Raw genomic sequence first — 24,315 nt, forward strand, 5'->3', positions numbered from 1 at the left:
CTTCCCGCCTCCCCCTTCCCGCCTCCCAGCCCTGATGGATACCGCCCTCACGCTGACGACCGACATGAAGCTCGTGCTCGGGCTGGTCGGCTTCACGATGGCGATGTTCCTGTTCGACCGCATCCGCGCCGACGTGGTGGCGCTGGTGGTGATGGTGGTGCTGGGCGTGACCGGCCTCATCGCGCCGGAGGAGATCTTCGGCGGCTTCTCCGGCAACGCGGTGATGAGCATCATCGCCACCACCATCCTCGGCGCCGGGCTGGACCGCACCGGCGCGCTGAACCGGCTGGCCGGCTGGCTGCTGCGGCGCTCGCACGGGCTGGAGCAGCGCCTGCTGCTGCTGACCAGCGCCACCGCCGGCTTCAACTCCTCCTTCATGCAGAACCCGTCGGTGATGGCGCTGTACCTGCCGGTAGCCTCGCGGCTGGCCTCGCACACCGGGCTGACGCTCAAGCGGCTGCTGCTGCCGATCACTGCGGCCATCGTGATGGGCGGCGGCCTGACCATGGTCGGCAACTCGCCGCTGATCCTGCTCAACGACCTGCTGATCTCGGCCAACAACAACCTGCCCTCGGGCACGGCCACCATAGAGCCGCTGCGCATGTTCGCGCCGCTGCCGATCGGCGTGGCGCTGCTGGTGGCCTCGCTGCTGTATTTCCGCTTTTACGGCGACCGCAAGCTCACCGGCGGGGAAGGCCAGCCCGATGACGGCCAGACCCCTGCGCGCACCGAGAGCTACTTCGCCAAGGCCTACGGCATCGAGGGCGAGGTGTTCGAACTGACGGTGACGGCCGAGAGCCCGCTGGTCGGCATGGCCGTGAGCGACGTGGAAAGCCTGTTCGACGCGCCGCTGCTGCTGGCGCTGAAGACCGGCAACGACACCCGCCTGGCACCGCCGGCGGACCTGCGCATCTGGGTCGGCAGCGTGATCGGCGCGATGGGCCCGCGCCAGCAGGTAGCCGATTTCGCGCAGAACCAGTTCCTGCGCATGTCCTCGCGCCTGCGCAACCTCGGCGACCTGTTCAACCCCAGCCGCGCCGGCATTTCCGAGGCGGTGATCCCGCCGACCTCCAGGCTGATCGGCAAGACCGCCGGCCAGCTGCGCCTGCGCAAGGAACGCGGCATCAGCCTGCTGGCGATCAACCGCGACAAGCAGGTGATCCGCGAGGACGTGCGCAACGTGGCGCTGCGCGCCGGCGACATGCTGGTGTTCCACAGCATCTGGCAGGACCTGGCCGCCGCCGCGGAGAGCCGCGATTTCGTGGTGGTCACCGACTACCCGAAGGGCGAGCAGCGCCCGCACAAGTTCAAGATCGCCATGGCGATCTTCGCCGTCACCATCATCATCGCGCTGACCTCGCACCTGCCGGTGGCGCTGACCCTGCTCACCGGCGTGGCCGGCATGCTGCTCACCGGCGTGCTGCGCATGGACGAGGCCTACGCTTCGATCAACTGGAAGACCATCTTCATGATGGCCGGCCTGATCCCGCTGGGCTGGGCGATGGATTCCAGCGGCGCGGCGGCCTGGGTCGCCGGCCACACCATCGACAAGCTGCCGGCCGGCATCCCGATCTGGTTGCTGGAACTGGCACTGGCGATATTGACCACGGCCTTCTCGCTGGTGATCAGCCACGTCGGCGCGACCATCGTCACCGTGCCGATCGCGGTCAACCTGGCGCTGGCCGCCGGCGGCAACCCCACCGCGTTCGCGCTGATCGTGGCGCTGTCGGCGTCCAACAACCTGATGACCGCGTCCAACCCGGTGATCTCGATGGTGATGGGCCCGGCCAAGTACACCCCGCGCGACATGTGGCGCGTCGGCGGCCCGCTGTCGCTGATCTACACCGTGGTCGTGGTGGTGATGATCAACATCATGTTCTGACCTGCTCCTGTAGGAGCGCACCTTGGTGCGCGATGGGACTCTACCGGGAAAGCCTCATCGCGCACCAAGGTGCGCTCCTACCCATCATGCAGCGAGCAGCACCCTGCCGTCTTCCACGCGCACCGGCACCACGCGCAGCGCATCGCCCTTGCAGGGCCCGGACACGCAGGTACCGCCCTGCAGCTCGAACGCGGCGCCATGCACCGCGCAGACCAGATGGCCCTCGCGGCTCTTGAGGAACTGCCCCGGCGCCCAGTCCAGGCTGCGGCCGGCGTGCGGGCAGACATTGAGCCAGGCGCGGACCTGGGCGCCGTCGCGGTAGAGGATCACCGGTTCGGCGTCACCCTCGATCACCGCCTCCACCAGGTGGAAACCCTGGTCGGGCAAGGCGTCGAGCCGGGCCAGCTCGACGGCGGAAGACACGGACATGGACATCGCGGGGCCGTGATGACGACGGAGTGGGCCGATTGTCGCACGCCCGCAGCGCCTGCCGCGCAGCGGTCCTGCATGAACACGCGACCGAATTTAACGACAAATTCACTCATCGGGCGGCATCGCCCCCGATACTGCCGCCAGCCAAACCGTCATACCGCCGACATGCAGATCCGTTATTTCCAGTTCGCCAACCTGCGCAACCTGTTCGCGCCGCGCAAGCCGCGCAACCCGTTGCTGCGGATCGCGCTGGGCCTGGTGGGCCTTGCGATCCTCGCGGTGCTGGTCGTGGCCGGCGTGTTCGTCGGCGCGGCGATGATCCTCGTCGGCTTGACCTGGAAGCTGCTGGCCGCACGCAAGGCGCGTGCCGCGGGCAAGACCGCCGGCAACGTGATGGACGGCGAGTACCGCGTGGTGCGCAAGCCGGCGCTGCCGCACGCCCACTGACGCCCACCTCCGGGCAACCGTCGTCCTCGTGGCACCCGGCCGTTGGCCGGTACCCTCCAGCATGTGTCTGGCATAGGGCTCCTGGGTCAGGTTCGGCCACGAAGCGCCAGGGACGTGGGTGATGACAGACGGGACTCATGATTTGCAACGCTGCCCCTGGGGCAGCAGTACGAAAGCGATGACGCGTCTTCCGGCCAGCGGCCGGCACTACTTCTGTGCCTGGAGGAAAGCCCATGGGTCAGGGGACGGCCGCGAAGCGCCAAGGTTTCGGGTGATGACAGACGAGGCCCAGGTTTGCAACGCCAACCGTGGGGCGGCAGCGCGAAAGCGATGACGCGTCGCGGGCACTACCGGGTCGCCGGCGGCGTCCGGCATCATGGCGCCTGCCCCCGTTTTCCGGACGAACCATGACCGACCTGATTCCCGCACCGCCCGTTCCCCGCATCCCGGTGGCCGGCGGCGGCACCTTCCCCGTGCGCCGCATCTACTGCGTTGGCCGCAATTTCGCCGACCATGCGCGCGAGATGGGCGCCAACGCGCCGGCCTCGGCGGCCGAGCGCGGCCAGCCCATGTTCTTCATGAAACCAGCCGATGCCATCGTCACCGGCGGCGCTCCAGTTCCCTACCCGTCCGCCACCGCCGACCTGCACCACGAGGTCGAGCTGGTGGTCGCGCTCGGCAAGGACGCCCCGGCCGGGGTGCTGCCGGTCGAACAGGCGATGCCGCTGGTGCTGGCCTATGGCGTCGGCCTGGACCTGACCCGCCGCGACCTGCAGGCCGCGGCCAAGGCCAAGGGCGGGCCGTGGGACATCGCCAAGGGCTTCGACCATTCCGCGCCGGTCAGCGAACTGGTGCCCGCCGCGCAGGTGGGCGAGCTGGCGCCGCTGGAACTGTCGCTGGAGATCAACGGGCAGACGCGGCAGCGCTCCACGCTGGACAACATGATCTGGAACGTGCCGGAAATCCTGCACGAACTGTCCAGGCTCTACGCGCTGCGCGCCGGCGACCTGGTGTTCATGGGCACGCCGGCCGGCGTGGCCGCGCTGCGGCCCGGCGACCGCTTCAGCGCGCGGCTGGATGGCATCGCCCGCTGCGACGGCATGATCGCCGGATGACATGCACCCGGGTAGTCTGTGCCAGCTTCCCCTTCATGCATACAGGAGAGACCCATGGGAATGATCAGTGAGTTCAGGGAATTCGCGATGCGCGGCAACGTCATCGACCTGGCGGTCGGTGTCGTGATCGGCGGCGCGTTCGGCAAGATCGTCACCTCGCTGGTGGACAAGGTGATCATGCCGCCGATCGGCTGGCTGATCGGCAATGTCGATTTCTCCAAGCTGGCCTGGACGCTGGCGCCGGCCCGGGTGGCCGCCGACGGCACCGAGATCCCGGCCGTGGTGATCGGCTATGGCGATTTCATCAACACGGTGGTGCAGTTCGTCATCGTCGCCTTCGCCATCTTCATGCTGGTCAAGGTGGTCAACCGCCTGTCGCGCAAGAAGGAAGAAGCGCCCGCCGCCCCGGCCGAGCCGAGCGAGGAAGTGCTGCTGCTGCGCGAGATCCGCGACAACCTGAAGAAGTGATGCAAACCCCACTCCCTTCGGCGCGATGCCGCACAGCATGCGCGCCACCGGCGCGCGTGCGGTTGGGCACCACGCCGCTGGCGTGGGCCGGGGCGCGGCGCGAAGGGTTGGGGTGAAGGTTGCGCGGAGCCTCGCGATGTTCGATGGCACGAGGCTTCGCCCACACCCTCGTCCGGTGCTTCGCGCCACCTGCATCCGGCACCTCCCTGTGCCTCGCCCTTCGGACGGCTCCGCCGCGCAGCTGGGTGATCGGAGGGAGAAGGGAGAACGGCAAAGCCGGTGACCTCCAGCACGGTTCCCCCGAAAGCCGCTGGCGTATGCTCGCGGCTTTCCCGTTCCTGGAGCCCGCCATGCGCCGTCTCGCCTTCGCCATCGCCGCCGCGCTCGCCTGCAGCAGCGTGCAGGCCGCACCTACCCGCATCCCCGAGCAGGCATTGGCCCAGGCCGCGCAGCTGCGCGAACAGGCGCTGGCCGACGACACCGGCTGGAAGGTGGTCGAATCGCTGACCACCGAAATCGGCCCGCGCATGGGCGGCAGCGAAGCCGACGCGCGCGCGGTGGAATGGGCCAAGGCCAAGTTCAAGGCGCTGGGCTTCGATAAGGTATGGACCGAGCCGGTCACCTTTCCCAAGTGGGAGCGCCGCGGCGAGCACGCGCAGGTGCTGGGCGCGCATGCGCAGCCGCTGGCGATCACCGCGCTGGGCGGCAGCCCCGGCGGCAGCGCCGAGGGCGAGGTGGTGCGCTTCGACAGCCTCGAAGCGCTGAAGGCCGCGCCCGCCGGTTCGCTGGCCGGCAAGATCGCCTTCATCGACTACCAGATGACGCGCAGCCGCAGCGGCGAGGACTACGGCATCGGCGGCACGATCCGCAGCCGCGGCCCGTCCGAGGCGATCCGCAAGGGCGCGGTCGGCTACATCATGCGTTCGGCCGGCACCGACTCGCACCGCGTGCCGCATACCGGCATCACCCGTTTCGACGAAGGCCTGGCCCCGGTGCCGTCGGCGGCGCTGTCGGTGCCGGATGCCGACCAGCTGGCGCGGCTGGTCGCGCGCGGCCCGACCCGCATCCGCATGGCGCTGGACTGCGGCTGGGACGGCCGCTACACCTCGCAGAACGTCATCGGCGAGATCACCGGCCGCAGCCTGCCGAAGGAAGTGGTGGTGATCGGCGGCCACCTCGATTCGTGGGACCTGGGCACCGGCGCGATCGACGACGGTGCCGGCATCGGCATCACCATGGCCGCCGGCCACCTGATCGGCCAGCTCAGGCAGGCGCCCCGGCGCACCATCCGCGTGATCGCCTTCGCCAACGAGGAGCAGGGCCTGCATGGCGGCTTCGCCTACGCCGCCGCGCGGGTCAAGGCCAGGGAAATCCCGCTGCAGCACATCGCCGCGGAAAGCGACTTCGGCGCCGGCCGCATCTACGCGTTCAACACCGGCTCGGGCAATCCCGCCGGCTCGCGCGAGGCCACCGCGCAGATCGCGCAGGTCCTGGCGCCGCTGGGCATCGAATACCGCCCGGACGAAGGCGGCCCCGGCCCGGACGTGGGCCCGCTGGCGGCCAAGGGCGGCGCCTGGGCGTGGCTGGCGCAGGACGGGACCGATTACTTCGACCTGCACCACACCGCCGACGACACGCTGGACAAGATCGACCCAAAGGCGCTGGCGCAGAACGTGGCCGCCTATACCGTGTTCGCCTACCTGGCCGCCGAATCGGACGGCAGCTTCGGCAGCGAAGCCAAGGACGTGGTGCCGCCGAAGGAGTGAGCGGGGAGCGCGATGGAGGCGCGAGGCGACCGTGATGGAAGGCGCTCCCATGCGGATGCGCCGCCGGAGGCTGTCGTTGCCCACAGGAATCGCCCCTCACCGTAGGAGCGGCTTCAGCCGCGAAAGGGCTCTACCAGTGATGCCCCATCGCGACTGAAGTCGCTCCTACGCAAGCGGGCAAGGGTAGTGCGCGGTCTCCTCGTGCAATCACCGCCGCCGGAACAGTCACCTGCAGCCATGCGCGCCTCCGCCGTAGGAGCGGCTTCAGCCGCGAAGAGGCTTTCCCCGGTAAAGCCCCATCGCGGCTGAAGCCGCTCCTACGAAAGCCGCTTTTCTTTCCTGCTCACCCGGGTCTGGGATAATGGCCGCCAACGCACCGCATGGCAGCCTTCCTCATGACGTCCCGATCCCTCCGCATCGCCCTGGCGCAGTACGACTTCCCGGTCGGCGACGTGGCCGGCAACAGCGCGCGCATCGTCGAGCTGGTGCAGATCGCCCGCGACGAATACGGCGCCGACGTGGTGCTGTTCCCGGAACTGGCGGTCAGCGGCTACCCGCCGGAAGACCTGCTGCTGCGGCCATCCTTCCTGCGCGACTGCGAACAGGCGATCGCGCGGATCGCCGCGCAGGTGCAGGGTATCGTCGCCGTGGTCGGCTGGCCGCAGAGCACCGGCGCGGTGGTGTACAACGCCGCCAGCGTGCTGCGCGACGGCGCGGTCGCCGCCACCTACCGCAAGCGCGAGCTGCCCAACTACGCGGTGTTCGACGAGCGGCGCTACTTCGACACCGACCCGGACGGTGGCAACTGCGTGTTCGAGGTCGGCGGGGTGACGCTGGGGCTGCTGGTCTGCGAGGACCTGTGGTTCCCCGAGCCGCTGGCCGCCACCGTGGCCGAGGGCGCCGAACTGGTGCTGGTCGCCAACGCCTCGCCCTACGAGCGCGGCAAGCACGCCCAGCGCGACGCGCTGATGGCCGAGCGCAGCCGCGACAGCGGCGCCGCCATCGCCTACGTCAACCTCGTCGGCGGCCAGGACGCGCTGGTGTTCGACGGCGCCTCGGTGGTCGCCGACGGCGACGGCACGGTGCACCCGGCGGCGCTGGCCTTCGCCGAGGAAATGCTGGTGGCCGAGTACGACGCCGACGCGCGCGCGTTCACGCCGCTGCGCTGGATCGACGACGGCGACGAGAGCATGGACGCGCTGGCTTGGCGCGCGGTGACCCGCGGCATCCAGGACTACTGCCGCAAGAACGGTTTCGGCAAGGTGTGGCTGGGCCTGTCCGGCGGCATCGATTCGGCGCTGGTGCTGGCGCTGGCGGTCGATGCGCTGGGCGCGGACAACGTCACCGCCGTCGCCCTGCCCTCGCGCTACACCGCCGGCCTGTCCAACGACCTGGCCGCCGAGCAGTGCCGCGCGCTCGGCGTGAAGCTGGAGACGGTGCCGATCGAACCGGCCTTCCAGGGGCTGATGCAGTCGCTGTCGGCGCTGTTCGAGGGCCAGGCCGCCGACGTGACCGAGGAGAACCTGCAGTCGCGCAGCCGCGGCGTGATCCTGATGGCGCTGGCCAACAAGTTCGGCGGCCTGCTGCTGACCACCGGCAACAAGAGCGAGTACGCGGTCGGCTACGCCACCATCTACGGCGACATGTGCGGCGGCTATGCGCCGCTGAAGGACCTGTACAAGACCGAGGTCTACGGCCTGTCCAAGTGGCGCAACACGGTGGGTGGCGCGCCGGTGATCCCGCCGGCGGTGATCGCGCGCGCGCCTTCAGCCGAACTGCGCGAGAACCAGACCGACCAGGATTCGCTGCCGGCCTACGACGTGCTCGACGGCATCCTCTACCGCTACATCGACCAGGAGCAGTCGCGCGAGGACATCGTCGCCGCCGGCTATGCGCCGGAGGTGGTCGATCGCGTGCTGCGGCTGGTGCGCATCAGCGAGTGGAAGCGGCACCAGGCCGCGCCCGGCCCGAAGGTCTCGCGCCGCGCCTTCGGCCGCGAGCGGCGGTATCCGATCAGCAACGGCTATCGCGGGTAACGGCCCGGGAGCGGACCCGCGCGGCATGGCATTGCCGGATGCCATGCCCATGCGGCGCTGCCTGCGATCGCCCTAGCGGTAATAGATCGAGACGAAAAGCTGCGGCGGATACCAGAAGCTGGCCACCGGATCATGCGTGACGACAACGACCTCGATGCCGGGGTTGCGGCCCAGCCAGTCGTTGATGGTCGACTCGACCTCGGCCGCGTTGATCTTCCAGGACAGCGAGAAATAAGGGGCCGCGAAAGCGAAGGTCTTCAGGTGCATGTTTCCTCCTTGGAAGGGAGCCGGGACCTGCCCGACCCGGCCGCGCATACCCGCGCGCCTCGTACCGTGTGCCGGAACCGTGAAGGATGCCGGCGGACCCGAGCAGGTCCTTCTCCCTGGCAGCAACGCCGTCCTGCAGGTGCCGGCGGACCGGCATCGGATCCAGACCGCGATCGTGCCTCAATCCCCCGCCTGCCGGCTGCGCCAGCCCGCCAGGAACACCGCGGTGGCGGCGGCCACGTTCAGGCTCTCCACCGCGCCGGTGCCGGGAATGGACAGGCGCAGGTCGCAGTGCTGGACCAGGCTGCGGTCCATGCCCTCGCCCTCGGCGCCCATCACGTAGACCATGCGCGCCGGCAGCGGCGCGGCGAACAGGTCCTGGCCGCCTTCCACCAAGGTCGCGGTCAGCGCGAAACCGGCATCGCGCAGCTGCGACAGCGCCTGCGGCAATGCAGGCAGGCGCACCAGCGGCACCGCCTCGGCGCCGCCCTCGGCCACGCGGGCCGCGGCGCCGGACAGGCTCAAGGTCGATTCGGCCGGCAGCAGGATGCCGGCCGCGCCGAAATGCGCGGCCGAGCGCAGGATCGCGCCGAAGTTGTGCGGGTTGCCGACGCCGTCCAGCCACAACGCCAGCGCCGGGCCGTCGCCGAGCCCCGCCAGCCAGGCGGCCAGCGGCTGCGGTTCGTCGCGCAGCACGTCGGCCACCACGCCTTCGTGGTGGGTGGTGGCGGCGAGCTTGTTGAGGTCGCCCTCACCCACCACGCGGTAGCCGACGCGGTTGGCCACGCACCACTTGAGCAGCGGCTGCAGCCGTGGGATCAGCGCCTCGGCCAGGTACAGCTTGCGCAGCGCCTGCGGGCGCCGCGCGTGCATCGCCAGCACCGCGTTGACGCCGTACAGGCGCAGTTCGTCGTTGCCGCGCACCGGGCCTGCGCCGTCGCCGCGGCCGCCGGCGGGCGCCAGCGGCGTGGCGCGCGGCGGGCGCGCGGAGGGACGGCGGTTGTTCCAGGGGCTGTTCACCGGGTGGGTACTCGCTTACTTGTTGCCACGCCAGAAATCGGCGTTCTTGATGCCCAGCGCATCGGGATCGAAGACCGGGTCCACGCCCAGCTTCTTCTGCCGCTCGTAGTCGGTCAGCGCCAGCATGGCCGGCTTCTGCAGGATCAGGATGGCGATGACGTTGAGCCAGGCCATCAGGCCGACGCCGATGTCGCCCAGCGCCCAGGCCATCTTGGCGTTGTGGAAGGCGCCGAAGATCACCATGGCGATGATGCCCAGGCGCAGCAGCAGGGTCGCCAGCGGGTGGGTGCGACGGGTGCCGGCGATGTAGGTCAGGTTGGTCTCGGCCATGTAGTAGTAGGCCATGATGGTGGTGAAGGCGAAGAAGAACAGTGCCAGCGCCACGAAACCGGCGCCCCAGCCCGGCAGCACCGATTCCACCGCCGCCTGGGTGTACTGCGCGCCGTCGGAGGGCTGCAGGCCCGGCACGCCGGTAACGATGGCCTCCAGCGTTTCCTTGCCGCCGTCCTTGACCACCCGGAAGGTGTTGTACATGCCGGTGGACAGCACCAGGAACGCGGTGGAGGTGCATACCAGCATGGTGTCGAAGTAGATCGCGAAAGCCTGCACGTAGCCCTGCTTGGCCGGGTGCGAGACCTCGGCCGCGGCGGCGGCGTGCGGGCCGGTGCCCTGGCCGGCCTCGTTGGCGTACACACCGCGCTTGACGCCCCAGGCGATGGCCTGGCCGATGATCGCGCCGAACGCGGCATGCGCGCCGAAGGCGCTGGAGAAGATGTCGGAGAACATCTTCGGCACCTTGTCGGCGTTGAGCACCATCACCGTGACCGCCATCAGGATGAAGGCCAGCGCCATGAACGGCACCACCACCTCGGCGAAGGTGGCGATGCGCTTGATGCCGCCGAAGATGATCACGGCCAGCAGCAGCGCCACGGCAATGCCGACCCACAGCTTGAACATGGAGGCACCACCGAGCGCCGTGCAACCGTCGGTACCGCACAGCACGTTGGTCGCGCTGTCGGCGATGGCGTTGGCCTGCACGCCCGGCATCAGGAAGCCGGCGGCGATGATCGTGGCCACGGCGAAGGCGACGGCGTACCACTTCAGGCCCATCGCCTTTTCGATGTAATAGGCCGGGCCGCCGCGGTAGCGGCCTTCGGCGTCCTTGGTCTTGTAGATCTGCGCCAGGGTGCACTCGACGTAGGAGGTGGCCGCGCCGAGGAAGCCCATCACCCACATCCAGAAGATGGCGCCGGGGCCGCCGTAGGCGATGGCGGTGGCCACGCCGGCGATGTTGCCGATGCCCATGCGCCCGGCCATGGAGACCGCCAGCGCCTGGAACGAGGACACGCCGGCGTCGGATTTCTCGCCGGCGATGGTGAGCCGGCACATCTCGGCAAAGCCGCGTACCTGCATGAAGCGGGTGCGCAGGCTGAACCACAGCGCCGCGCCCAGGCACATGAAGATCAGTGCGTTGCTCCAGATGATGCTGTTGATGAATTCGACGATGGCTTCCACACGATCTCCCCGGATGGCTGAAGGTAGGCGGGTGCCGGCTTCAGGAACCGGCGATTCTTCCACGATTGCGCGGCCCTGTGCAGGCCCGTCACGACGCCGGCGGCCACGCCCGCAGGCGGGCGAAGCAGCGCAGGTCGTGCAGTACGCCGTCCTTGAGCACGGCCTGGCGTTCCAGGCCTTCCTCGGTGAAACCGTTGTTGAGCAGCACCCGCGCCGAGGCGGGGTTGCCGGTCATGACCTGCGCCGCCAGCCGGTACAGGCCCAGTTCGTCCATCGCCCAGGGGGCGAAGGCGGCCACGACCGCGGTCATGATGCCCTGTCCCCAGTGGCGTCGTCCCAGCCAGTAGCCCAGCGTGGCGGCGTGGCGGCGCTCGCCGCTGCCCTGCTGCACGCCGATGCCGCCGCAGGCCTGGCCGCCGATCTCCAGGGCGAACACCGGCCCGGACAGGTCCAGCACCTGCCCGGACAGGAACGCCTCGCCGTCGGCGCGGGTATAGGGATACGGGAAGCGCGTGCTCAGTCCGCGCGAGACGTCCGCGTCGTCGGCATGCCGCAGCAGCGATTCCAGGTCGTCGCGACGCCAGGGGCGCAACCGCACTGCGCCGGCGGCGGGCGGCTCACGCATGCCCGCCCACCGACGGCGTCTCCCGCTCCTGCTTCGCCAGTTCGTTGGCCACCGTCTCCGGCGACTGCGTGTACGGCGCCAGCAGCGCGTAGAACGCCGGCACCACGAACAGCGACAGGAAGGTGGACACGGCAACGCCGAAGATCACCACGATGCCGATGGTGCCGCGGCTGGCCGAACCCGGGCCGCCGGCCAGCACCAGCGGCACCGCGCCGACCACGGTGGCGATGGAAGTCATCAGGATCGGGCGCAGGCGCACCGTCGCCGCCTCGACGATGGCCTGGTGCACGTTGTGGCCCTCGTCGCGCAGCTGGTTGGCGAACTCCACGATCAGGATGCCGTTCTTGGCCGCCAGGCCGACCAGCATGACGATGCCGATCTGGCTGAACAGGTTGAGCGTGCCGCCGCTGATGTACAGGCCGACGAAGGCGCCGAGCACGCCCAGCGGCACGGTGAGCATGATCACCAGCGGGTGGATGAAGCTCTCGAACTGCGCGGCCAGCACCAGGTAGACCACCAGCAGGGCCATGGCGAAGGTCAGCAGCACCGCGCTGCCGGCGCTCTGGTACTCGCGCGACTCGCCCTTCCAGTCGATCTGCGCGTACTCGGGCAGTTCCTCGCGCGCCACCTGCTGCACCCAGGCGATGGTCTCGCCCAGGGTGTGGCCGGGAGCGACGCTGGCGCTGAGGGTGATCGAGCGCAGCCGGTTGAAGCGGTTCAGGGTGCCGGCCTCGGCCACTTCGCTCAGGCTGACCAGGTTGGACAGCGGCACCAGCTCGCCCGAACGCGCGCGCACCTGGATCGCGGCCAGGTCGGCCGGCGAGGCGCGGCCCTCGCGGCCGGCCTGCACCAGCACGTCGTATTCCTCGCCGTTGTCGACGAAGGTGGTGACGCGGCGCGAGCCCATCATCGTTTCCAGCGCGCGGCCGATGTCGGTCACGCTCACGCCCAGGTCGGCGGCGCGCTGGCGGTCGATGTTGACCCGCATCTGCGGCCGGGTTTCCTTGTAGTCCGAATCGGCGCCGACCAGGCCCGGGTAGTCGGCCATGCGCGCCAGCAGGCGGTCGCGCCACTGCGCGATCTCGGCATACTCCGGCCCGCCCAGCACCACCTGGAACGGCTGGCCGAAACTGCGCACCAGGCCGCCGCCGACCTGGGTGCGCACGCGCACCCCGCTCAGGCCGTCCAGCTCCTTCTGCAGTTCGTTGGCGACGTCGGCGGTGGCCTCGTGGCGCTGCCGCCACGGCTGCAGGAACACGCTGATGCGGCCGGTATGCATTTCCTCGCTGTTGCCCCAGCCGCCGGGCACGCGCGGGTTGGCGCGCACGATCGGTTCCTCCGGGCCGACGAAGCGGTCGACGATGCGCTCGACCTGCTGCACCTGGCCGACGGTGTAGTCGAAGCCGGCGCCCTCCGGGCCATCGATCATGATCTGGAACGAGCCGCGGTCCTCGGCCGGCGCCAGTTCGGAGGGCAGCAGCCGGAACAGGCCCCAGCTGGCGCCCAGCGCGGCCAGCATCACCAGCCCGAACACCCAGCTGCGCTGCACGTGGCGGTCCAGCACGCGGCCGTAGGCCGCCGCCACGCGCGCCAGCTGGCGATCGATGAAGCGGTTGATGCGGCTGGGCCTGCGCTCGCTGTGCGGCCTGAGCAGCTTGGAGGCCATCATCGGCGTGAGCGTCAGCGCGACGAAGGCCGACAGCGCCACCGCCGCGGCCAGCGCCACCGCCAGCTCGCGGAACAGGCGGCCGGTGTTGCCCTCCAGGAAGCCGACCGGCAGGAACACCGCCACCAGCACCGCGGTGGTGGCGATCACCGCGAACGCCACCTGGGTGGTGCCGCGGCGCGCGGCGACCAGCGGCGGCTCGCCCAGATCGATGCGGCGCTGCACGTTCTCCACCACCACGATGGCGTCGTCCACCACCAGGCCGATGCACAGCACCAGCGCCAGCAGGGTGAACAGGTTGATCGAGAAACCGAAGGCGAACAGCGCGATGAACGCGGCCACCAGGCATACCGGCACCGTCACCGCCGGGATCAGCGCCGCGCGCAGGCTGCCCAGGAACAGCCAGATCACCACCAGCACCAGGATCATCGCCTCCACGAGCGTGGCGTACACGCGCTCCACTGCCGCCTCGATGAAGGTGGTGTTGTCGAAGGCGACGAAGATGTGGGTGCCGGCCGGCAGGGTCTTGGCGATGCGCTCGGCCTCGGCGCGGGTGGCGCGGGCCACGTCCAGCGCGTTGGCGGTGGAGGTCTTGACGATGCCCATGCCGATGCCGGGCTCGCCGTTGCTGCGGTAGTAGGCGCGGCGCTCGGCCGAAGCCAGCTCGACCCTGGCCACGTCGCCCAGCCGCACCACGTAGCCGTCGCTGCCCTTGCCCAGCGGGATGCTGGCGAAATCGGCCGGCGCGACGTAGCTGCGCTCCACGCGCAGGGTGAAGTCGCGGTCGGTCGATTCGATGCGCCCGGCCGGCAGCTCCACGTTCTCGTTGCGCAGCGCGGTTTCCACCTCGCCCACGGTCAGGCCGCGCGCGGCCAGCTGGTCGCGGTCCAGCCAGATGCGCATGGCGTAGCGCTGGCGGCCGCCGATGCGCACCTGGGCCACGCCGTCAATGCTGGAGAAGCGGTCGACCACGTAGCGTTCGGCGTAGTCGCTCAGCTCCAGCGTGTCCATCGCCGAGGAGCTCATGTTGAACCAGATGATCGGGTCGGCGTCGCTCTCGACCTTGGCGATCTCCGGCGGGCGCGCTTCTTCGGGCATGCGGTCGGCGACGCGGCTGACCGCGTCGCGCACGTCGTTGGCGGCGGCCTCGATGTCGCGGTTGGCGGTGAACTCGATGCTCACCGAGGCGCGGCCGTTGGTGCTGCGCGCATTGATGGTGTCGATGCCCTCGATGCCGGCCAGCGCGTCTTCCAGCACCTGGGTGATGCGGCTCTCGATCACCGCCGCCGAGGCGCCGGTGTAGTCCACCGACACCGAGACGATGGGCGGGTCGATCGCGGGCAGCTCGCGCAGGGTCAGGCGGTTGAAGGACATCACCCCCAGCACCACCAGCAGCAGGCTCATCACCACGGCCAGTACCGGCCGCTTGATCGACAGGTCCGACAGCTTCATTCGGCGGTGGCCTCGGCGGCGGCCGATGCGGCGGCCTTGGCATCGTCGATGCGCAGGCCCGGGCGCAGCTTGCCGGTGCCGTCGACGACGATGCGCTGGCCGGCCTCAAGCCCCTCGACGATCTCGACCACGCCGGAGCGACGGGTGCCGGTCTTCACGTCGACGCGCTCGACCGTGGCGTCGTCCTTGACCCGGAACACGTAGGAATCGCGCCCGACCTGCACCACCGCGATCTCCGGGACCACCAGCGCCTGCCGCTCGGGGCGGAATACGCGCACGTCCAGCAGCATGCCCGGGCGCAGGGCGCGGTCGGGATTGGGGAAATCGGCGCGCACAGTGACCGCACGGCTGCCCGGATCCACGCGCGCATCCACCGTGCTGACCTCGCCGTCGAAGCTGCGCCCCGGCCAGGCGATGCTGCTGCCGCTGACCTTGTCGCCGGGCTTGAGCGAGGCCAGCTCGGCCTCCGGCACCTGGAAGTCGACGTGCATGCGCGAGATGTCGTCCAGCGTGGCGATGACCGTGGTCGGGGTGACCAGCGCGCCGGGGCTGACCTGGCGGATGCCGAGCACGCCGGCGAACGGCGCCCGCACCTGGCGGTCGCTCACGTCCGCGCGCATCTGTCGCACCCGCGCTTCGGCCGCGTCGCGGATCGATTTCTGGGTATCGAGGGTGGAGCTGGCGACCAGCTGCTGGGTGGCCAGCTCGCTCTGGCGGCGGTACAGGCGGTCGGCCTCGTCGAAGGTGGCCTGGGCCTGGGCCAGCGCGGCCTGCTGGGCGTCGATGCGCAGGGTCACCAGCGGCGCGCCGGCGGCCACTTCCTGGCCGCTGCGGAAATGCACCGCGTCGATGATCTCGCTGACCTTGGCGGTGACGGTCACCGACTCGCGCGCCTTGGCGGTGCCGATGGCCTGCAGGGTGTCGTTCCAGGCCGAATGCGCGACCACCTGGGTGGTGACCGGTACCGCGCCGCCCTGCGCGCGCGGCGCCTCGCCGGTCCCGCGCCCGCAGGCGGCCAGGGCCAGTACCAAGACAGCGCCACCGGCGAAGGTGGCGGAAAAACGCCCCAACATACGCAATCCCGTCAGATACACGATCGGGCAGTCTAGCCGGCGCAGATGACGGTCCGGATGTGCCATTGGGTGGGGCGGCGGTGCAAACAAACGTGCGGCCGCCATTACCTGCCGTTATGGCGGAAGGGTGGCGGCGGCCAGGTGGCGACGGAGCTGGCCCGGTCGGCACCCATTCCCTTCTCCCATCGGGAGAAGGTGCCCCGAAGGGGCGGATGAGGGGCACCGCGGCGGAGCACGCCACCATCGCAACGACGGGCGCGCCGCCACGCATCATGATGAACAGCCCGCGTTATCTGGAGGGTTGCCTGGGCTGCGGGCGTGGCGGCGGGTTCATCATCACGGCCACCGGCAGATCCCTGCTGCTCGCCCGTACCCGCACCCCAGCTCCCACTCAGCGCCCCTTCCCATGCCAGCGGCGTGGAGTCCATCCGCCCGCGCGCCATGGCGCGCAGGCGGTGCGGTCCCGCCGCAAGGGAGCGAGGCTGAGATCTCAGCGCAGCGCCAACCGCACCACCTGGTCGGCCATCGCGTCCAGCGCCTCGCCGTCCGCGTACAGGTGCAGTTCCGGCGCTTCCGGGGCCTCGTAGGGCGAGTCGATACCGGTGAAGTTGGGGATCTGCCCGGCCCGCGCCTTGCGGTACAGGCCCTTCACGTCGCGCGACTCGGCCACGTCCAGCGGCACGTCGACGAAGATCTCGATGAATTCGCCCTCGGCAAAACGCTCGCGCGCCATCTGCCGTTCGGCGCGGAACGGCGAGATGAAGCTGACCAGCACGATCAGGCCGGCATCGGTCATCAGCTTCGCCACCTCGGCCACGCGGCGGATGTTCTCCACCCGGTCCTCGTCGGTGAAGCCCAGGTCGCGGTTCAGGCCATGGCGGACGTTGTCGCCGTCGAGCAGGAAGGTGTGGCAGCCGCGCGCATGCAGGCGCTTTTCCACCTGGTTGGCGATGGTGGACTTGCCCGCGCCGGACAGGCCGGTGAACCACAGCACCTTGGGCGTCTGCCCCTTGATGCGCGCGCGCGCGGCCTTGTCCACGTCCAGGTGCTGCCAGTGCACGTTGCCGGCACGGCGCAGGGCGAAATCCAGGGTGCCGGCGGCGACGGTGGCGTTGCTCTGGCGGTCGATCAGGATGAAGCCGCCCAGCGCGCGGTTGCGGGCATAGGGCTCGAAGGCGATGGGTTCGTCCAGTGACAGGTTGCAGTAGCCGACCTCGTTCAGCTCCAGGCGCTTGGCCGCCAGCTTGTCCTGCGTATTCACGTCGATGCGGTGCTTGATCTCGCTGACGCTGGCGGCCACGGTGCGGCTGCCGATCTGCAGCCAGTACGGGCGGCCGGGCAGCAGCGCGGCATCGTCCATCCACAGCACGTGCGCGGCGAACTGGTCGGCCACCTCGGGCGGGTCGCCGGCCGCGGCGATGACGTCGCCGCGGCTGACGTCGATCTCGTCGGCCAGGGTCAGGGTCACCGCCTGCCCGGCCGTGGCGGCATCCAGAGGACCGTCCGGCCCCAGCACCTCGCGCACGGTGGAACGGCGCGCCGAGGGCAGCACCACCACCGCGTCGCCGGCGGACACGCGGCCGGCGGCGACGGTGCCGGCGAAGCCGCGGAAATCCTGGTTGGGCCGGTTGACCCACTGCACCGGCAGGCGCAGGCCGCTGTCGGCGTCGTGCCCGGTGATCGCCACCGTGTCCAGGTGCTCGAGCAGGCTGGGACCGGCGTACCACGGCATCAGCGCCGAGCGCGCGGACAGGTTCTGCCCTTCCAGCGCCGACAGGGGGATGGCCTGCACGTTGGCGATGCCCAGCTGCGCGGCCAGCGCGCGGTATTCGCCGGCGATGCGCTCGAACACGTCCCGGTCGTAATCGACCAGGTCCATCTTGTTGACCGCCAGCACCACCTGGCCGATGCCCAGCAGCGAAATGATGTAGCTGTGGCGGCGGGTCTGCTGCAACAGGCCCTTGCGCGCGTCCACCAGTACCACCGCCAGGTCGGCGGTGGAGGCGCCGGTGGCCATGTTGCGGGTGTACTGCTCGTGGCCCGGGCAGTCGGCGACGATGTACTTGCGGCGGTCGGTGTCGAAGTAGCGGTAGGCCACGTCGATGGTGATGCCCTGCTCGCGCTCGGCGGCCAGGCCGTCCAGCAGCAGCGCATAGTCGATGCGCTCGCCCTGGGTGCCGTGGCGGCGGCTGTCGGCCTCCAGCGCGGCCAGCTGGTCGTCGAACAGGCGCTTGCTCTCGTACAGCAGGCGCCCGATCAGGGTGCTCTTGCCGTCGTCGACGCTGCCGCAGGTGATGAAGCGCAGCAGCGGCTTGGATTCGTGCTGCTGCAGGTAGGTGGAGATATCGGAAGACGTGGCGACCGCGTTCATCAGAAATAGCCCTCCAGCTTCTTCTTCTCCATCGAGGCGGACTGGTCGTGGTCGATCAGCCGGCCCTGCCGCTCGGAACTGGTGGACACCAGCATCTCGGCGATGATCTTCTCCAGCGAGTCGGCTTCCGATTCGATGGCGCCGGTCAGCGGATAGCAGCCCAGCGTGCGGAAACGCACCTTGCGCAGCTGCGGCACCTCGCCCGGCTGCAGCGGCAGGCGTTCGTCGTCGACCATGATCAGGCTGCCGTCGCGCTCGACCACGGGCCGCTCGGCGGCGAAGTACAGCGGCACCACCGGGATCTTCTCGCGGTAGATGTAGAGCCAGATGTCCAGCTCGGTCCAGTTGGACAGCGGGAACACGCGCACGCTCTCGCCGGCGTGGATGCGCGCGTTGTACAGGTTCCACAGCTCCGGGCGCTGGTTCTTGGGGTCCCAGCGGTGGCGGTCGTTGCGGAACGAGAACACGCGCTCCTTGGCCCGCGACTTCTCCTCGTCGCGGCGCGCGCCGCCGATGGCCGCGTCGAACTTCCACTTGTCCAGCGCCTGCTTCAGGCCCTGGGTCTTCATCACGTCGGTGTGCACGGACGCACCGTGGCTCACCGGACCGATGTCGCGGGCAATGCCGTCGGGATTGATGTGCACGCGCAGGTCCACGCCGGTCTCGGCGACGCGGCGGTCGCGGAAGGCGATCATCTCGCGGAATTTCCAGCGCGTATCCACGTGCAGCAGCGGGATCGGCGGCACCCCGGGCGCGAACGCCTTGAGCAGCAGGTGCAGCAGCACCGAGCTGTCCTTGCCGACCGAATACAGCAGCACCGGGTTGGAGAAGCCGGCCGCGACCTCGCGCAGGATGTGGATGCTTTCGGCTTCCAGCCGGTCGAGGTGTGACAAAGGAGCGGTAACGGTCATTGCGGAGGATTCGGGAGCTGCACGTATAGGAACGGGGGAAGGGTAACAGTGCGGGCCGGCGGAGTCCCCGGCAGGGCAGCGAGTGTGCGGCCCGCCCGCCCCGCGCAGAAATAAACGCAGGGCATGAACCGATAACCGCCCATCCTTTCCCCCGCGCCGGGCGCCTCCCTAGCATCGGTCACCCAATCCCAGACCGGACAGGACATGACCGCCGCCGCTGCCACCGTGCCTCCCAGCCCCCTGCCCGACGACCGCAGGGTCCTGCTGACGCGCCTGGTGGACGGCCTGGACGGCAACAGCCTGTGGTGGCTGTCCGGTTTCGCCGCCGGCCTGGCCCAGGGCCATCCGCCGCCGTCGCTGGCGGTGATTCCCGGCGGCCAGCCCGCGGCGCAGGCCGCAGGCCGGCTGACCATCGTCTACGGCAGCCAGACCGGCAACGCGCGCCGCGCCGCCGAGCAGCTGGCCGGCGAGGCCGAAGCGGCCGGGTTGGCGGTGCGGCTGGTCCGCGCCGACGCCTACCCCACCCGCGAACTGGCCGGCGAGCGCCTGCTCTACATCGTCATCAGCACCCAGGGCGAAGGCGATCCGCCGGACGACGCCATCGGCCTGGTCGAGTTCATCGCCGGCAAGCGCGCACCCAAGCTGCCCGAACTCAGGTACGCCGTGCTCGGCCTGGGCGATTCCAGCTACGCCGACTTCTGCGGCATCGGCCGCAGGCTGGACGCGCGCCTGGCCGAACTCGGCGCACGCCGCCTGCAGCCGCTGGGCGAAGCCGACCTGGACATCGACACCGTCGCCGCGCCGTGGCGCACCCGCGCCCTGGCCGATGCGCGCCAGACCCTGGGCGAAAGCGCCGCGCCGCCGGCCAGCAACGTCACCCCGCTGCGCCACGGCCAGAGCGCGGCGCACAGCGCCCAGCATCCGTTCCATGCCGAACTGCTGGCGCGGCAGCTGGTCAGCGGCCGCGACTTCAAGGGCCCGGCCTATGGCCAGTACGGGCGCATCGACAAGCGCGTGCACCACGTCGAGCTGGCGCTGGAAGGCAGCGGCCTGCACTACGAACCGGGCGACGCGCTGGGCATCGTCCACCGCAATCCGCCGCAGCTGGTCGACGCCGTCCTCGCCGCCACCGGACTGGACGGCGACGCCGGCGTCAGCCACGACGGCCACACCCGTCCGCTGGCGCAGTGGCTGGGCGAACACCGCGAACTGACCCGCATCTCGCGCCCGCTGCTGGCGACGGTGGCCGAACGCAGCGGCAACGCCGACCTGGCCAGCCTGCTGGAGCCGGCGCGCGCCAGCGAACTGGCCGCCGTTTTCAGCGATCACCAGCTGGTCGATGTGCTGCACCGCTGGCCGGCCGAATGGGACGCCGCCGCGCTGGTCGCCGCGCTGCGTCCGGTCGCGCACCGTCTGTACTCGATCGCCTCCAGCCGCAAGCGGGTCGGCGACGAGGTCCACCTGACCGTGGACGAACTGGCCTACGACGCCCATGGCCGCGGCCATGTCGGCGCCGCCAGCGCCTTCCTCGCAGCGCTGGAGGAAGGCGCGCAGGTGCCGGTGTTCGTCGAGCCGAACGAACGCTTCCGCGTCCCCGCCGATGCCAGCCGCGACATCGTCATGATCGGCCCGGGCACCGGCGTGGCGCCGTTCCGCGGTTTCGTGCAGGAACGCGCCGAGACCGGCGCCGCCGGCCGCAACTGGCTGTTCTTCGGCGCGCGCCATTTCAACAGCGATTTCCTCTACCAGGTCGAGTGGCAGGACGCCCTGCAGAAGAAGGAACTGCATCGCCTCGACCTGGCCTTCTCCCGCGACCAGGCCGACAAAATCTACGTACAGGACCGCCTGCGCGAACAGGGCCGCGATCTGTACGACTGGCTGCAGGGCGGCGCCCACCTGTACGTGTGCGGCGCCATCGGCATGGGCAAGGACGTGCACGCCGCGCTGCTGGACGTCGTCGCCGCGCACAACGGCGGCGATGCCGACGCCGCGGCCGACTACCTGTCCACGCTGCAGCGCGAAGGCCGCTACGCCCGCGACGTCTACTGACCCGTAGGAGCGACTTCAGTCGCGATCGGGCTTTACCGGGAAAGCTTCATCGCGACTGAAGTCGCTCCTACGCAACACAGCCATTGGATTGACCATGAGCCACCCTTCCGTCGAAAAGATCAAACTCGAAAGCCGGCGCCTGCGCGGCACCATCAGTCAGGGCCTGCTGGACCCCACCACCGGCTCGCTGAGCTTCGAGGACCAGCGCACCATCAAGTTCCACGGCAGCTACCAGCAGGACGACCGCGACCTGCGCGACGAGCGCCGCCGGCAGAAGCTCGAACCAGCGCACCAGTTCATGATCCGCATCCGCGCGCCGGGCGGCGTGTTCACCCCGCAGCAGTGGCTCAAGCTCGACCAGATCGCCACCACCTGGGCCAACCACTCGCTGCGCGTGACCACGCGCCAGACCTTCCAGTTCCACGGCGTGATCAAGCGCGAGCTGAAGGCGACCATGCAGGCGATAAATTCCGCCGCGATGGACACCGTCTCGGCCTGCGGCGACGTCAACCGCAACGTGCTCGGCGCCAGCAACCCGCTGCAGTCGGCGCTGCACGCACAGGTGCACGACTGGGCGCAGCAGCTGTCGCTGCGCTTCAGGCCGGCCACCCGCGCCTATTACGAGATCTGGCTGGACGAGGAGAAGGTGGCCGAGAGCGGCGTCGAGCACGAGCCCGTCTATGGCGATGCCTACCTGCCGCGCAAGTTCAAGATCGCCGTGGCGGTGCCGCCGTACAACGACGTGGACGTGTTCGCCAACGACCTGGGCCTGATCGCCATCGTCGACGACGCCGGCGAGCTCGCCGGCTTCAACGTGGCCATCGGCGGCGGCATGGGCGCCAGCCACGGCATCGCCGCGCACTACCCGCGCGTGGGCAACGTGATCGGCTTCGTCGCGCCGGAGCAGGTGTTCGCCATCGCCGAGGCCGCCATCACCGTGCAGCGCGACCTGGGCGACCGCGAGGAACGCAAGCATGCGCGTTTCAAGTACACCATCGACGACCACGGCTCGGACAGGATCGTGGCGATGATGGAGGAGCGCGCGGGCTTCCGGCTGCAGCCCGCGCGGCCGTTCCTGTTCGAGCACAACGGCGACCGCTTCGGCTGGGTCGAGGGCGAGGACGGCCTGTGGCACCTCACCCTGTCCCTGCCGTGCGGCCGCATCGCCGACACGCCCGGGCGCCCGCTGCTGACCGGCATGCGTGAGATCGCCAAGTTGCACCAGGGCGAGTTCCGCATGACCGCCAACCAGAACGTGATCGTCGCCGGCGTGCCGGCGGCGCAGCGCGCGCGCATCGACGCGCTGGTCGCGCAGCACGCGCTGGACCTGGAGAACAACGCGCCCACCGCCACCGCACGCAGCGCGGTGGCCTGCGTGGCGCTGCCCACCTGCGCGCTGGCGATGGCCGAGGCCGAGCGCTACCTGCCCGGCTTCCTGGCCGCGCTGGAACCGCTGCTCGCCCGGCATGGCCTGCGCGAGGCGCCGATCCTGCTGCGCGTGTCCGGCTGCCCCAATGGCTGCTCGCGCCCGTACCTGGCCGAGATCGCCCTGGTCGGCAAGGCGCCGGGCCGCTACAACCTGTTCCTCGGCGGCGACCACCGCGGCCAGCGCCTGAACACGCTGTACCGCGACAACGTCACCGAAGCGCAGATCCTCGAAGCGCTGGAACCGCTGCTGGCCCGCTACGCCACCGGACGCGACGCGGACGAACGCTTCGGCGACTTCCTGCACCGCAGCGGCCTGATCGACCTGCCGCCCTACCCAACCCACCGCCAGATTGCCGTGGAACTGCACGCATGAGCGCCCTGCCCCTGTCTTCCCTCAACGACGGACACATCGCACCGACCGAGGATCTGGCCACGCTCAATACGCGGCTCGAGGCGATGGATGCGGCCGCGCGCGTGCGCTGGGCGCTGCAGCACACGCCGGGCACGCACGTGCTGTCCTCCAGCTTCGGCGCGCAGTCGGCGGTGACCCTGCACCTGCTCAGCCGCCAGCAGCCGGACATCCCGGTGATCCTGATCGACACCGGCTACCTGTTCCCGGAAACCTACCGCTTCGCCGACGAACTCACCGAGCGGCTCGGCCTGAACCTGAAGGTGTACCGCCCGCTGGTCAGCCGCGCATGGATGGAGGCGCGCCACGGCCGGTTGTGGGAACAGGGGCTGGTCGGCATCGAGCAGTACAACAACCTGCGCAAGGTCGAACCGATGAACCGCGCGCTGGACGAACTGCAGGCCGGCACCTGGTTCACCGGCCTGCGCCGCAACCAATCGGCCAGCCGCGCCAATACCCCCGTGTTGCAGAAGCGCGGCCAGCGCTGGAAGGTCAACCCGATCGCCGACTGGAACGACCGCGACGTCTGGCAATACCTCAAGCAACACGAGCTGCCCTACCACCCGCTGTGGGAGCAGGGCTACGTCTCGATCGGCGACTACCACACCACCCGCCGCTGGGAGCCGGGCATGCGCGAGGAGGACACCCGCTTCTTCGGCCTCAAGCGCGAGTGCGGGCTGCACGAAGAGATCTAGGTCGGCCGGAATGCGGGGCATGCCCGGCAACGGGCGGATGCGGGCAGAGCGCGGCGGAGCGGGCTCCATCCGATGCCCCGGCACGGCGCGGAATCTAGGATGTGGGCAACGGCCGGAGCATCTCTTCCCCGTCCCGGCAGCGCCCTTACGCCGGCGCACGGCGTTGAAGCCTCGACGCAGACGGAGCGGACGTGGCGAACCGCCGCCCCGATCCTGCGCGCCGGTCAGCCTGCCGTTTCCTGCGCCTGCTGCCGTTCCCAGAAGGCGAGCAGTTCGTGCAGGCCCGGCGCTTCGCCGGCGTCCGCCACGTCCTCGCGCAGGTAGCGCGCCTCCTGCCGCCACTGGCGGCTGCTCAATGCCTGCAACACGCTGCCCTCGGCACGGCTGCAGCCCATGTGCCACTGGCTGAAATACAGCCGCTCCACCGGACCGTGCTGCAGTTCCTCCAGTGCCACGTGCATGCGCGAGGCGCGGATGCGCTCGTAGATGCGGGCCACGCCCGCCTCCGGCCCCTCGAAATACTGGAAGAAGCGGCGGCCATCATGGAGCAGGACGCCGGTGACGCCTTCCATGCGGTTGTGCGCGCGGGCGTCGACCAGCAGGCGGTCGAGGTCGGCCGGCGTAAGGCCGGCGACGGCGGTGCTGAGGTAGGCCACGGCGTGCTGCGTCATCTGCTTGCTCCATCTGG

Annotated in this window: 19 protein-coding genes; 9 read left to right on the forward strand and 10 right to left on the reverse strand. The window is 70.0% G+C overall.

Annotated elements, in window-relative coordinates; genetic code table 11:
* The first annotated feature begins 34 nt into the window (after window positions 1-34).
* A complete protein-coding gene (locus CQ393_RS12150; RefSeq protein WP_153191821.1) occupies window positions 35-1,882 on the forward strand; it encodes an SLC13 family permease in 1,848 nt (615 codons plus the stop codon).
* 84 nt (window positions 1,883-1,966) lie between these two features.
* Here the strand turns inward: CQ393_RS12150 and CQ393_RS12155 are convergent, their stop codons facing one another.
* Entirely contained in the window at window positions 1,967-2,311 is a 345-nt protein-coding gene (locus tag CQ393_RS12155) for a Rieske (2Fe-2S) protein (RefSeq protein ID WP_153191822.1), read from the reverse strand.
* Window positions 2,312-2,479: 168 nt separating this feature from the next.
* On the opposite strand from CQ393_RS12155, the gene CQ393_RS12160 reads away from it, so the two are divergent.
* The 5 genes from CQ393_RS12160 (at window position 2,480) to CQ393_RS12180 (ending at window position 8,146) form a co-directional block, all read left to right on the forward strand.
* On the forward strand, window positions 2,480-2,761 hold the full coding sequence (locus CQ393_RS12160; RefSeq protein ID WP_153191823.1) for a hypothetical protein: 282 nt from the start codon (window positions 2,480-2,482) through the stop codon (window positions 2,759-2,761).
* 407 nt (window positions 2,762-3,168) lie between these two features.
* Window positions 3,169-3,876 carry a fumarylacetoacetate hydrolase family protein gene (locus CQ393_RS12165; RefSeq protein WP_153191824.1) on the forward strand — a complete coding sequence of 236 codons (708 nt, stop codon included), beginning with the start codon at window positions 3,169-3,171 and terminating at the stop codon, window positions 3,874-3,876.
* 54 nt (window positions 3,877-3,930) lie between these two features.
* Window positions 3,931-4,344, forward strand: coding sequence for a large-conductance mechanosensitive channel protein MscL (mscL, locus tag CQ393_RS12170; protein ID WP_153191825.1), 414 nt, complete (start codon window positions 3,931-3,933; stop codon window positions 4,342-4,344).
* A gap of 350 nt (window positions 4,345-4,694) precedes the next feature.
* Window positions 4,695-6,110 carry a M28 family peptidase gene (locus CQ393_RS12175; protein WP_153191826.1) on the forward strand — a complete coding sequence of 472 codons (1,416 nt, stop codon included), beginning with the start codon at window positions 4,695-4,697 and terminating at the stop codon, window positions 6,108-6,110.
* A gap of 395 nt (window positions 6,111-6,505) precedes the next feature.
* Complete coding sequence (locus CQ393_RS12180) at window positions 6,506-8,146, forward strand: NAD+ synthase (RefSeq protein ID WP_153191827.1); 1,641 nt, start codon at window positions 6,506-6,508, stop codon at window positions 8,144-8,146.
* Window positions 8,147-8,218: 72 nt separating this feature from the next.
* On the opposite strand, the gene CQ393_RS12185 is transcribed toward CQ393_RS12180, so the two are convergent.
* The 8 genes from CQ393_RS12185 to cysD all read right to left on the reverse strand — a co-directional run bounded on the left by CQ393_RS12185 (window position 8,219) and on the right by cysD (window position 19,073).
* Window positions 8,219-8,413 carry a hypothetical protein gene (locus CQ393_RS12185; RefSeq protein WP_153191828.1) on the reverse strand — a complete coding sequence of 65 codons (195 nt, stop codon included), beginning with the start codon at window positions 8,411-8,413 and terminating at the stop codon, window positions 8,219-8,221.
* A gap of 180 nt (window positions 8,414-8,593) precedes the next feature.
* Window positions 8,594-9,376 carry a TrmH family RNA methyltransferase gene (locus CQ393_RS12190; protein WP_153191904.1) on the reverse strand — a complete coding sequence of 261 codons (783 nt, stop codon included), beginning with the start codon at window positions 9,374-9,376 and terminating at the stop codon, window positions 8,594-8,596.
* Between the two features lie 72 nt (window positions 9,377-9,448).
* Complete coding sequence (locus tag CQ393_RS12195) at window positions 9,449-10,948, reverse strand: alanine/glycine:cation symporter family protein (protein WP_343199949.1); 1,500 nt, start codon at window positions 10,946-10,948, stop codon at window positions 9,449-9,451.
* 88 nt (window positions 10,949-11,036) lie between these two features.
* A complete protein-coding gene (locus tag CQ393_RS12200) occupies window positions 11,037-11,573 on the reverse strand; it encodes a GNAT family protein (RefSeq protein WP_153191829.1) in 537 nt (178 codons plus the stop codon).
* Window positions 11,566-14,691 (reverse strand): efflux RND transporter permease subunit, encoded by a 3,126-nt coding sequence (locus CQ393_RS12205; protein ID WP_153191830.1) that lies wholly within the window; start codon window positions 14,689-14,691, stop codon window positions 11,566-11,568. The genes CQ393_RS12200 and CQ393_RS12205 overlap by 8 nt, the downstream gene beginning before the upstream one ends.
* Window positions 14,688-15,764: an efflux RND transporter periplasmic adaptor subunit gene (locus CQ393_RS12210; protein WP_153191831.1), complete on the reverse strand. Its 1,077-nt coding sequence runs from the start codon at window positions 15,762-15,764 to the stop codon at window positions 14,688-14,690. Before CQ393_RS12210 ends, CQ393_RS12205 begins: the two co-directional genes overlap by 4 nt.
* A 490-nt stretch (window positions 15,765-16,254) precedes the next feature.
* Entirely contained in the window at window positions 16,255-18,135 is a 1,881-nt protein-coding gene (gene cysN / locus CQ393_RS12215; protein WP_153191832.1) for a sulfate adenylyltransferase subunit CysN, read from the reverse strand.
* Window positions 18,135-19,073, reverse strand: a complete 939-nt coding sequence (gene cysD / locus CQ393_RS12220) for a sulfate adenylyltransferase subunit CysD (protein WP_343199956.1) — start codon at window positions 19,071-19,073, stop codon at window positions 18,135-18,137. The genes cysN and cysD overlap by 1 nt, the downstream gene beginning before the upstream one ends.
* Window positions 19,074-19,250: 177 nt before the next feature.
* Between cysD and CQ393_RS12225 the strand changes: the two genes are divergently transcribed.
* From CQ393_RS12225 to CQ393_RS12235, 3 genes are all read left to right on the forward strand, one after another.
* Complete coding sequence (locus tag CQ393_RS12225) at window positions 19,251-21,095, forward strand: assimilatory sulfite reductase (NADPH) flavoprotein subunit (protein ID WP_153191834.1); 1,845 nt, start codon at window positions 19,251-19,253, stop codon at window positions 21,093-21,095.
* A 94-nt stretch (window positions 21,096-21,189) separates the two neighbouring features.
* Window positions 21,190-22,896 carry an assimilatory sulfite reductase (NADPH) hemoprotein subunit gene (gene cysI, locus CQ393_RS12230; RefSeq protein WP_153191835.1) on the forward strand — a complete coding sequence of 569 codons (1,707 nt, stop codon included), beginning with the start codon at window positions 21,190-21,192 and terminating at the stop codon, window positions 22,894-22,896.
* Window positions 22,893-23,627, forward strand: a complete 735-nt coding sequence (locus CQ393_RS12235; RefSeq protein ID WP_153191836.1) for a phosphoadenylyl-sulfate reductase — start codon at window positions 22,893-22,895, stop codon at window positions 23,625-23,627. Before cysI ends, CQ393_RS12235 begins: the two co-directional genes overlap by 4 nt.
* 224 nt (window positions 23,628-23,851) lie before the next feature.
* Here CQ393_RS12235 and CQ393_RS12240 read toward each other — a convergent pair whose 3' ends face one another.
* Window positions 23,852-24,298 (reverse strand): BLUF domain-containing protein, encoded by a 447-nt coding sequence (locus CQ393_RS12240; RefSeq protein ID WP_153191837.1) that lies wholly within the window; start codon window positions 24,296-24,298, stop codon window positions 23,852-23,854.
* Window positions 24,299-24,315: the final 17 nt, after the last annotated feature.

Source organism: Stenotrophomonas sp. MYb238 (genome assembly GCF_009496535.1).
GTDB lineage: Bacteria > Pseudomonadota > Gammaproteobacteria > Xanthomonadales > Xanthomonadaceae > Stenotrophomonas.

Coding starts and splice junctions, on each gene's coding strand:
- CQ393_RS12200 (WP_153191829.1), bottom strand. CDS start 11,573: ATGCGTGAGCCGCCCGCCGCCGGCGCAGTGCGGTTGCGCCCCTGGCGT.
- CQ393_RS12150 (WP_153191821.1), top strand. CDS start 35: ATGGATACCGCCCTCACGCTGACGACCGACATGAAGCTCGTGCTCGGG.
- cysN (WP_153191832.1), bottom strand. CDS start 18,135: ATGAACGCGGTCGCCACGTCTTCCGATATCTCCACCTACCTGCAGCAG.
- CQ393_RS12205 (WP_153191830.1), bottom strand. CDS start 14,691: ATGAAGCTGTCGGACCTGTCGATCAAGCGGCCGGTACTGGCCGTGGTG.
- CQ393_RS12210 (WP_153191831.1), bottom strand. CDS start 15,764: ATGTTGGGGCGTTTTTCCGCCACCTTCGCCGGTGGCGCTGTCTTGGTA.
- CQ393_RS12180 (WP_153191827.1), top strand. CDS start 6,506: ATGACGTCCCGATCCCTCCGCATCGCCCTGGCGCAGTACGACTTCCCG.
- CQ393_RS12175 (WP_153191826.1), top strand. CDS start 4,695: ATGCGCCGTCTCGCCTTCGCCATCGCCGCCGCGCTCGCCTGCAGCAGC.
- CQ393_RS12155 (WP_153191822.1), bottom strand. CDS start 2,311: ATGTCCGTGTCTTCCGCCGTCGAGCTGGCCCGGCTCGACGCCTTGCCC.
- mscL (WP_153191825.1), top strand. CDS start 3,931: ATGGGAATGATCAGTGAGTTCAGGGAATTCGCGATGCGCGGCAACGTC.
- CQ393_RS12160 (WP_153191823.1), top strand. CDS start 2,480: ATGCAGATCCGTTATTTCCAGTTCGCCAACCTGCGCAACCTGTTCGCG.
- CQ393_RS12225 (WP_153191834.1), top strand. CDS start 19,251: ATGACCGCCGCCGCTGCCACCGTGCCTCCCAGCCCCCTGCCCGACGAC.
- cysI (WP_153191835.1), top strand. CDS start 21,190: ATGAGCCACCCTTCCGTCGAAAAGATCAAACTCGAAAGCCGGCGCCTG.
- CQ393_RS12185 (WP_153191828.1), bottom strand. CDS start 8,413: ATGCACCTGAAGACCTTCGCTTTCGCGGCCCCTTATTTCTCGCTGTCC.
- CQ393_RS12165 (WP_153191824.1), top strand. CDS start 3,169: ATGACCGACCTGATTCCCGCACCGCCCGTTCCCCGCATCCCGGTGGCC.
- CQ393_RS12235 (WP_153191836.1), top strand. CDS start 22,893: ATGAGCGCCCTGCCCCTGTCTTCCCTCAACGACGGACACATCGCACCG.
- CQ393_RS12240 (WP_153191837.1), bottom strand. CDS start 24,298: ATGACGCAGCACGCCGTGGCCTACCTCAGCACCGCCGTCGCCGGCCTT.